This is a genomic window from Flavobacterium sp. UBA7663 (assembly GCF_002483315.1).
Lineage (GTDB): Bacteria > Bacteroidota > Bacteroidia > Flavobacteriales > Flavobacteriaceae > Flavobacterium.
Genome location: NZ_DLHR01000016.1, coordinates 165,497 through 174,598, shown reverse-complemented (window position 1 = coordinate 174,598; position 9,102 = coordinate 165,497). Strand labels below are relative to the sequence as shown.

Annotated in this window: 8 protein-coding genes; 1 reads left to right on the top strand and 7 read right to left on the bottom strand. The window is 31.6% G+C overall.

From position 1 onward, the window contains the following. Positions 1–159: 159 nt before the first annotated feature. The 5 genes from B2741_RS07170 to B2741_RS07150 form a co-directional block, all read right to left on the bottom strand. Positions 160–654 (bottom strand): hypothetical protein, encoded by a 495-nt coding sequence (locus tag B2741_RS07170; protein WP_291136893.1) that lies wholly within the window; start codon positions 652–654, stop codon positions 160–162. Then, a complete protein-coding gene (locus B2741_RS07165) occupies positions 651–1,343 on the bottom strand; it encodes a hypothetical protein (protein WP_291136890.1) in 693 nt (230 codons plus the stop codon). The genes B2741_RS07170 and B2741_RS07165 overlap by 4 nt, the downstream gene beginning before the upstream one ends. A 100-nt stretch (positions 1,344–1,443) precedes the next feature. After that, on the bottom strand, positions 1,444–2,283 hold the full coding sequence (locus tag B2741_RS07160; protein WP_291136887.1) for a hypothetical protein: 840 nt from the start codon (positions 2,281–2,283) through the stop codon (positions 1,444–1,446). A 197-nt stretch (positions 2,284–2,480) separates the two neighbouring features. Beyond that, positions 2,481–3,032 carry a hypothetical protein gene (locus B2741_RS07155; RefSeq protein ID WP_291136884.1) on the bottom strand — a complete coding sequence of 184 codons (552 nt, stop codon included), beginning with the start codon at positions 3,030–3,032 and terminating at the stop codon, positions 2,481–2,483. 175 nt (positions 3,033–3,207) lie between these two features. Then, a complete protein-coding gene (locus tag B2741_RS07150; protein ID WP_291136881.1) occupies positions 3,208–3,657 on the bottom strand; it encodes a DUF1456 family protein in 450 nt (149 codons plus the stop codon). Positions 3,658–3,729: 72 nt separating this feature from the next. Between B2741_RS07150 and B2741_RS07145 the strand changes: the two genes are divergently transcribed. Then, complete coding sequence (locus B2741_RS07145) at positions 3,730–4,131, top strand: excinuclease ABC subunit B (protein WP_290820013.1); 402 nt, start codon at positions 3,730–3,732, stop codon at positions 4,129–4,131. Here the strand turns inward: B2741_RS07145 and B2741_RS07140 are convergent. Beyond that, positions 4,128–4,565, bottom strand: coding sequence for a VOC family protein (locus B2741_RS07140; RefSeq protein ID WP_291136878.1), 438 nt, complete (start codon positions 4,563–4,565; stop codon positions 4,128–4,130). The genes B2741_RS07145 and B2741_RS07140 overlap by 4 nt on opposite strands. Before the next feature lie 149 nt (positions 4,566–4,714). Beyond that, positions 4,715–8,923 carry a T9SS sorting signal type C domain-containing protein gene (locus B2741_RS07135; protein ID WP_291136875.1) on the bottom strand — a complete coding sequence of 1,403 codons (4,209 nt, stop codon included), beginning with the start codon at positions 8,921–8,923 and terminating at the stop codon, positions 4,715–4,717. Positions 8,924–9,102 lie beyond the last annotated feature (179 nt).

Below are 9,102 nucleotides of genomic sequence, written 5' to 3'. Positions count from 1 at the left end.
TGAAGTAAAATGACACATAACGTTTTGCAGGTTGTTGCAGTAGCGGTTATATTTACCAAAACTTTTGATTAACCACTAACCTTTTCAAGTACAATAGCGACTTTCAGTTATGCCAGAAAGCCACTATTGCTACAAACTGCGTTTGTAGGCTGTATTAATCTACTGTATTGCATATTTTACTAAATAAGCAAAATAATGTTCCTCTCCTTCTTTCTGAACGGCATATATGTTAAATTTGTTTAAAATCTCTTTTAAATTATTAAAGTCTACATACTTAATAATTTCATCTTCTTCTAAAAAATTATTTAAATCTTTTATATTGACTTTTAGTTTTTCTTCTCGATATACTTCATTTGACGAATAATAGAATATTATTTTTGGTAAGGAGCCACTGACAGCTTTAATCCATATTTTTTTTTGTAAATTTTTATTCTCATCAATTTTGAGATCAATAATTTTACCACTACTATCTGTAAATTTACCATAGTCTATATTAAATGTTCGTACGATTATTGAATCATTTTTGAAACATTTATTTTTTTCATTATTGTTAAACAAAATATATAAATCTTGTTTTTGTTCTTTAACTTCTTGAGAAAAAATATTTAAACTCAATGATAGAAAAAATAGTGTAATTTTTATTAAATTTTTCATAAACATGTAGATTTAGCGGCTAATATTTCAGTATTTTTATATAAAGTTAAGTATTGCCATTGAGTAAAATTAGATTGATGAGAATCAATATAGTTATCGTAACCAGCAGTTTCTTCTAAACCTATCCAAGAAGTTGCTTGAGCAATTTTTTGCTTCCATCTATTACCAAAAATATTCATTGCTCTTGTCTTAAAAGCTGGATTTTCATTATCCCAATCATGATTGGCTAAAATAAAATTTTCTAAAGCTTGTCTATAAGTTACAATATCAAATGTTGCTATATTAAATATTTCATGCGACCATTGTTCACCATGTAATGTTCCAGCTTGTTGCATTCCACATAAAAGGACTAAAAGACGATCAGCAGTATTCAGTGTATTTAAATCAATATTTTGATTATTTGTTGAAGTGTTGCATAGATTTGAGTTAAACATAGGAGCACCTGAATTATCAAAAATTATATAGTTCGCTTTTTCTAATGAATTAAACATATATGCATGAATAAGTTCATGACATAATGTAACTGTTTTCATTAAATTAGAACCATTCTCTACATTTTGAGCAATTGTTATTGTGTAATGATTAACTAAAGTATTGTTACCTTTTGTTATACCCCAATCTCCAGCTGGTGTTGTGCCAATTTTAAATGTTAGTGTTGAACCTGTATTGTCATTAAATTCAGCTAACATTTTACAATATAAACTATTTGGTATTTCTTTTAATTGTTTATGAATGCAGTCTAATTGAGAATCTTTAAATTCAGGGTCGGAAATAATTTGATTTTCAAAATCAACTTCTCCGCCATTTTTTTAATGTCTTTATAGCTTCTTTTACAAATAGCCATGATTCTCCATTGTTAACATTAGGATTTAGATAATCTAAAATAGGTTGCTTTTGTTCTTGAGATGCACCGTTCCACCATGTAAGTTCCTCTGAACTTAAAATATTAGCTAAAACTTCATTTATGCTTCCACCAGCTCCAAGACTTGGGTTTCCATTACCATAATCTTCAATAATTTCAAATTGAGTTGTAGGGTCATCTAGAATTGCTAATTCATAGGTTGTTGTAGTTGAAACACATAAATGACATAAATCACAAGCACCTGTGCAACCAACGCAGTTTAATGTAGTTGTAGTACTCCAAACACCTTGTAATCTCATGTTTACGAGACTATTATGGTTAAAGTTATTAACAATTTCTTGTACATCAAATTCATTATTATTAACTTTTTGATACTCTAAAACAGACCATTGCCAAACATTATTAGATTTATAAAAAACAATATTATAAAAAAAGCTTTCGGTATTTTGATATGTAACAGGAATGACTGGTAATGTAAAAGAATAGTTACCACTTGTTTGAATACGTTGTTTTACCAAAGTAGTATCTACAAGAAAAGCAATAAAATCACTAGATTGTCTGTTTGCAATTGACTGGTTTGGGGTTGAATTTATTTGAAAATTGAAATCCTTGATTTGCGTTTTGTTCAAAAATTCTTTAAATGAAATTTTGTTTTTATCTACATGTGAATGTTCATTAATATTGACTTCATTTTTTTCACAAGAAAAAAAGAAAATAGTTGCTAATAATACTAAAGTGCTGAAAATCTTTAATAATTTGTTTTTCATAATACGTTGTGTTTAAAATTACTAATTTTTTAAGGTTAGTTAGGTAAATATAGCCTACAACGTTCTGCGGCTTGCTCTCAGTGGCGTTGAACCAACACCAAGCCATTACAAATATAACAAAACATTCCATTCAGTAGCGGATTTTCCGTAGGAAAATCCGGAAGTAGCCATTGAAGCAAACCGTTGTTGTACACAGTTTATTTTAGACTTACCCAACCGTTTGATGTTTTTTTATAATAGTAAAAATTATCTAATCCAGTTCCGCAAAAAATAAAAGGTTTGTAGCGATAATCTTCTATTACAGCGATTTTTGTTTTCGGATTGTAAATAGGATAGGAGACATTATGCACGTATTCATTATTAAATTTGCTTTTCCATATTTTCTCCAAATCAATTATGTTGTTTTTTCTAAAAAATGAAATATATTCTTTACTATCTATTACTTTAATATTATTTATTTTATCAGTTTTCCAATATTCTTTCGAGAATAATGGAACTAAAATTTTTCTGAACGGCATATTTATTATAGAGTCAGTTCCGAAATATGTGTGTTGGTATTCGGGTTTTTTAAGAATTCTATTATTCCAATAAATTATAGAATCTGAATCATATTGATGCAACTTTTTAAGAAAATGTGTGTTTATTAATTCGTACGCATCCTCTTCGGAAAATTCAGAAATGTTATTTTGCTCTTTATCTTTACAGCTAAAAAATACTAATGAAACAAATATGATTGTTAGTTTTTTCAAATTGTGTACAACTTGTTTATATGCTCAGTTTTTTGCTATTTAGTTGAGCATAGCTAACTGTTTTTGGGTAGATATACTCAACTACTGTTGCGTATTATTTTTTATAATATCAAATATAAAAAATTATTTACAAATTCTTTAAACAAAAAAATCCCCAATTGCTTGAGGATTTCGTTTATTTTTTAGTTTTGCCTGAGTTGAACTTAAAACGTTCTACTGGGCTTTCGGGTTTTTGTTTTTTGTCGGAAGGTTTGCCTTGTCCAAATGGTTTTTTAGCAGGACCACTTTTTGGTTTAAAAGGTTTTTTATCGCCTTCTTTTTTAAAATCGGGCTTTTTGTCTTCTTTAAATAGTGGTGTTTTGTTTTTTGCTATTTCACCTAATACTTCTTTTGGGTTTTTAGGTTCTTCTTTAGTACCACGCAAATGAATGACTAATCCGTTTAAGAAATTACGCAATAATTGGTCGCCACATTCCATAAAATTTGGATGGTCTTCGCTTCTAAATACGTTGGCTAATTCGCCTTTTGAAACTCTAAAATTAACCAAGTTTAAAATTTCAATAATTTGGTCATCACGTAATTGCAACGCTACGCGTAACTTTTTAAAAATATCGTTGTTATTCATTTGTGTAAAATATTAGGTCAAAGATATCCAATTAAATTAAGATTTCTTATTTTTACCGCAAAGAAATAATTTATGGATACGTTACAAGAAAAATTAAGTCTATTACAAGAAATGATTGCTTTTGCTTTAATCGATGGCGAATTGCACGATAGAGAATATGATTTTTTAGAAATGGTAGCCATGGAATTAGAAATAGAAAAACCTGTTTTTCATAAATTATTTGAAAACAGAGCTTCTGTTTCGGTCATTAAAGATGAGTTTCATAGAATTTGTCAGTTTTACCGTTTGGCATTGTTGATGCATTGCGATGGCGTTTTGCACGAAGCCGAACAAATTAAAATTAACGAAATCGGAATTAACATGGGATTGAATCCATATGCCATGAAACGCGTATTAAATTTAATGAAAAACTCCCCAAACCGAATGGTCGAGGGAGATGTTTTGTTATCGGTTTTTACTGAGCAGCATAATTAATTTGCTGGAACTTCATCGAAATTTACCATCCAGTTTACACCAAATTTATCGGTAAACATTCCAAAATAAGCACCCCAGAATGTTTTTTCCATTGGCATAATAATTGTTCCACCTACTGAAAGTCCGTTGAATAATCTATCGGCTTCTTCTTTGCTATCCGCATTAATAGAGACTGAAAAATTATTCCCAAATGTAACATCGCCACTAAACGAAGTGCTATCACTTGCCATCAAAATGGTTTCTTTACTAATAGGTAAACTCACATGCATAATGCGATTGCCTTCTTCTTCGCTAGGCGGAGGACAATTTTCATCGGCCGGCATATCTTTAAATCTACCCATATAGGTAAATTCGCCACCAAAAACCGATTTGTAAAAATTAAAAGCTTCTTCTGTATTACCATTAAAGGTAAGATATACGTTTACTGTTGCCATACTTTTTGTTTTAAGATTGATTGTTTAAAATTACTAAATTTATTTTAAAACAATTAAGCATTAAACTTATTGTCTCATAAAAATTTTCACAGTTATAATCATAAAAAAAGCTCCGAAATTTCGAAGCTTTTTTTTTGTATTAATTGATTTTAATAAATGAGTTTTGATGTTTTGGAATTACCATTAATATCTAAAACTTTTATAATTAAAGCTTGTTTAGAAGCTAAAATATTTTTGATTTGTAATTCTTTAGCGGCAATGTTTTTATTTTCATATAAAACGCTTCCTAAAACATTGTAAACAATAACTTCTCTAATGTTTTCTGAAGCCAAAACAGTAATTCCTTCTTCATTAGTGTAGATTTTTATTTCTGTTTCGTTCGTATTATTATCACCAATACCAAGCGTTTCATTTTGGTATACTATCTCAAAACGATTATCAAATGTTCCAATTTCTGAAGTAAAATTATAGGCTCCATTTGAAAGATTGTGAGTAATATCAGATAGTTTATCTTTAAGATAAATATGCTGATTGCTAAATACACCATCAGTTGAATCGATTTCAATTTTAAAATTACCAGAATTTAAAGCTTTAAAGCCTAATGGTACAATGTCTTCAACCATAAATGGATTTGATTTTCCTTGAATTACAAATGGTTCATCATCAATGATACTGTAAAGCATCGATTTTGAAGTATCTAAAGGTCTACCGTCTATTTGATTGTCATAATTTTGAGTAGCACCATCCATGTAACCAATTAAAATTTGGTTATATGAAGTGTTGTCATCATTAAAGTTGATCCAAAATCTGCTTTTATTCAATTCAACAATATTGTTTCTAAAGAATTGCGTGCTTGTTGAGGCATCAACACGTTGTTTGTTTTCAAAATACGCAGTGCCCGCAGAAGTTGCATTAATATAAAATCCTTGTCCTGTTTGTATAGTTCCATTAGGAATTTTGCTACTAGCAAACGCAGCCGTACCTCCAAGAGTAGTGTAAGATGCAAAATTGTTTTGTGGATAAGAACCCGAACTAGCAGGTGTTGTATTTGTCCAAAAATACAATGTACCTATATTTGGATTTTTACCTAAGAAAACATTAGCATTAATAGGAGATGCATAAGGATTCCCTAGAAGGTTATATCCTAGACCAACACTTTGGTTGATATCTCCATTAGAAGGAATACCACTAAATTGACCGTTATGAACTGTAGCACTTATTAGAGTATTATCAGCTCTAATCATATATCCTTTTCCAGGAGTAAAATTAGTAGTTGCATTTACCGAATTATAAGCTGTTGGGGTAGTAGTTCCTGTAAAAAGGTATTCGTAAAAACGATTAGGTAAGGTATTTGGTGAGAAAGATTGCAGTTGTTGACCAACAACAGGTGATGACCAAGCTGTGTAATCTAATCGAACCATTGAAGTGGAGTTTCTTTTCACAGTTATTGAACCTAGGTTTGAATCTTTGTTAATTTGTCTCAAAGCACCATTGTTCTCAATAATTAAGTTTGAACCAGCATCCACAGTTAATCCACCACCTATAATAAGTGTATGACCACTATTAAATGTTACTTGTGCATTGTTTGAAATATTTACAGTACAAGCTGATAAATTACCAGTAGAATTATAATTTCCTGTAAAATTTGCTTCAACACCCGCAGTAGGAGCACCACTTGACCAAGAGCTTCCATTCCAAGTAGTTGAATTTCCATTACATAATGTTAAGGTTAGCTCATACATACCATTACCATGTGTTCCGATAAGTAGTTTGTAATCAGCTGGTCTGTAAACTAAAGAACTTACTAATGCAAATCCAATTTCATCTGGAGCCTCTCTGGTCCAATCAGTTGTCAGAGGATCTGTTGTACTGAATAAACCTCTACTTGTACCTACGTAATAAATGGTTTGACCTCCAACTTCTGCAATTGCAGCAGATCGAACAGATAAACTTGAAATATTTCTTTCTACTAATGTCCAAATAGGAGTAGCAGCAGTTGCATTAGTTGTTAAAAAAATACTTTGGGTTCCATAGTTTGAATAAGTAGCTAATACAATATCTCTATTTGTAGGATGAATTGCCAATCCAGTTACGATAGATGGAAAACCTAGTGTAGCGCCAGGAGGTGTTATGTCAACAGCAGCAGCAAAACTAGCTGCATTTTGTGGGTCATTTAATCTATAAATATGTCCTTCATCTCCACCTAATAAAAGATAACTAGTAGCTGGATTGTAGGCTCCCCAAGTGGTTGAAAATTTTTGGAAAAAATCTGCATCTCCTTGTAATGCAGTTGTTCCTAAATTGGTCCAAGTTCCTGCAGTAACAGCTGAAGAATTTGTAGTTCTCCATAACGTATTTTCACCAGCATAATACAAGGCATTGTTATTACTTTGGTCTAAATGAAAATAAGTAACGAATTCACTAGTTGAACCTGTTGGTGTTATTGTAGCCGCAGTAGGGCAGTCACGGTAAATTCTTCCTCCTTGAGACCCCATAAAAAATGGAATACATGCATTATCTCTTGAAATAGCAGCTGCTACACCATCACCGCTAAAAACAGAACTCATGTTTGTTAAATTAGCTTCGCCAAAGATTGTACCGCCAGCTGTAGTTCCATTATCTTGAGCGCCACCAATTACTCCATCAGAACCACTTAATGGGTCGATGTTAACATGATAGTATTGGTAGGTTTGATAATTATTATTTAGATTCGTCCAACCCACAGTAGCTGCATTCAAGTCAATAGTTTTATGAATACCACCGTCTGTTCCTGAGAAAAGCACATTAGGGCTGAATGGATTAAATTCGAGTGCATGTACATCTGGGTGATGATTTGTTCCACCTCCATTATTCCATAAAGCATATGTTGATGGTCCATCATATCCTCCAATTCTAACGAAAGCATCAGTATTAATATTGTTTATTTTGTAAGCGTTAGTTCCACCGATTACGATAAAATTTTCATTATCAGGTTTTACAGAAACTACTAAATCGTATGCTCCTTGAGAATTAAAAGGGTCATTTCCAGCACTTCCTCCTGGTTCATCTGGAATTTTAGAAGAAAAGTTGGTCCATGTAGCAGTTCCTTGATTCCAACGCCAAAGATCAGAGTCGCCAGGTGATGGAGTAGAAGCATCTGAAAGATAAAGTACGTACAATAAATTTTGATCAGAAGGAGCTAATCCTAAAACAGCTCTTCCTGTTTGATTCCAACCTGTTGGAGTTCCATCATTTGCAATTCTAGTCCAAGTTCCTGCAGCAGCTCCAGTAGCATTATTGCTAGTCCAAATTCCTTCATTAGCAGCAGGTCCCGATCCTGAAAAGGCAGCATAAACTCTTCCTCCACTTGTGATAACTACATCAGTAAGATGAGATGTATTGAAACCACCTGTTGCAGCTGTTTCAGTAATCCAAGTACCAGCAGAAATATCAAATCGATAAATGGCACCTAAAGCGGCAACAAATAAATCTCCAGTTGCAGGATGTACAGCTATTTTAGTTATAATATCAAATCTTTGGTCAAAAGTAAATTCTTGGTTGGCCGCAGGAAATGACATTTGTGTCCATGTGTTACCACTATCTGTTGATCTCCAAATACCATGTCCAGCATAAAAAGCACCGCTTAAACTGGCACTATTGCCCAAACCTTCTCCAGTACTATAGTACCAAATATTACGAAAACCAACTCTTGGATCTTGAGCAATTGATGATACGTTGTGTTGGGCACTTTGAGAAGAAATTTTAGTCCATGAAGTACCACCATTAATAGTTTTAAAAACCCCACCACTGATAGCACCAGCAAGAATAGTGTTTCCAGTAGCATCATTAAGATCAAAAACAACACTTCTAGTTCTACCTCCTAAATTACCAGGTCCTCTATTTATAAAACTTGGTCCAGATGCTCTTGAAGTTTCACTATTAAAAGAAAGTTCAGCTCTCTCAGATTGAATAGTTTCTTGCAATTTATCATTTGCAGAAATTCTACCAGTTAATGGATTTACTTGTCTGTAATATTCATACAAAAGTCTACCTTCATTAAATAAAGCTCTTTCTTCTAGAGTTTTCTTCTTTCCAGCTTGTTTTACATAAACTACTTTTCTTTTAATCTTTGAATTTGATCCAGTCGAATTTTTTTTATCTGATTCATTAAATTCATCTGATTTCTCAGTAATTAAGAGGCTTTTTTTATTATTGGAAGTTAAATTTTGTTTTGAATCTGTTTTTCCATTAACTTTTATTTCCTGAACTGATCTATTTGTCTTTTTTTCAATTATATTTTCACGATGTGAGGGAATTAAAAAATAGGAAGACAATAAGATGGCAATCACAAAAACGGTTAGGGTTATTTTTTTTATCATAATTTTGATTGATTTTTGGACTAATTAAGTAACAAACATAAAAAAATAAGCGTACATAAAAAAAACATTAGTTTTTTAATTAAAAATTATGACTGTTGTTTCTTATTTAATCCACGATTAACGTTACGATATTTTCTTCGGTTTCGTCTTCAAAGAATAATTCGTCTAAGTACTTTTAA

Excerpts from the sequence above, each read along its gene's own strand:
- B2741_RS07150 (WP_291136881.1), bottom strand. The coding sequence starts at position 3,657 with ATGAATAACAACGATATTTTTAAAAAGTTACGCGTAGCGTTGCAATTA.
- B2741_RS07135 (WP_291136875.1), bottom strand. The coding sequence starts at position 8,923 with ATGATAAAAAAAATAACCCTAACCGTTTTTGTGATTGCCATCTTATTG.
- B2741_RS07160 (WP_291136887.1), bottom strand. The coding sequence starts at position 2,283 with ATGAAAAACAAATTATTAAAGATTTTCAGCACTTTAGTATTATTAGCA.
- B2741_RS07140 (WP_291136878.1), bottom strand. The coding sequence starts at position 4,565 with ATGGCAACAGTAAACGTATATCTTACCTTTAATGGTAATACAGAAGAA.
- B2741_RS07145 (WP_290820013.1), top strand. The coding sequence starts at position 3,730 with ATGGATACGTTACAAGAAAAATTAAGTCTATTACAAGAAATGATTGCT.
- B2741_RS07165 (WP_291136890.1), bottom strand. The coding sequence starts at position 1,343 with ATGTTAGCTGAATTTAATGACAATACAGGTTCAACACTAACATTTAAA.
- B2741_RS07170 (WP_291136893.1), bottom strand. The coding sequence starts at position 654 with ATGAAAAATTTAATAAAAATTACACTATTTTTTCTATCATTGAGTTTA.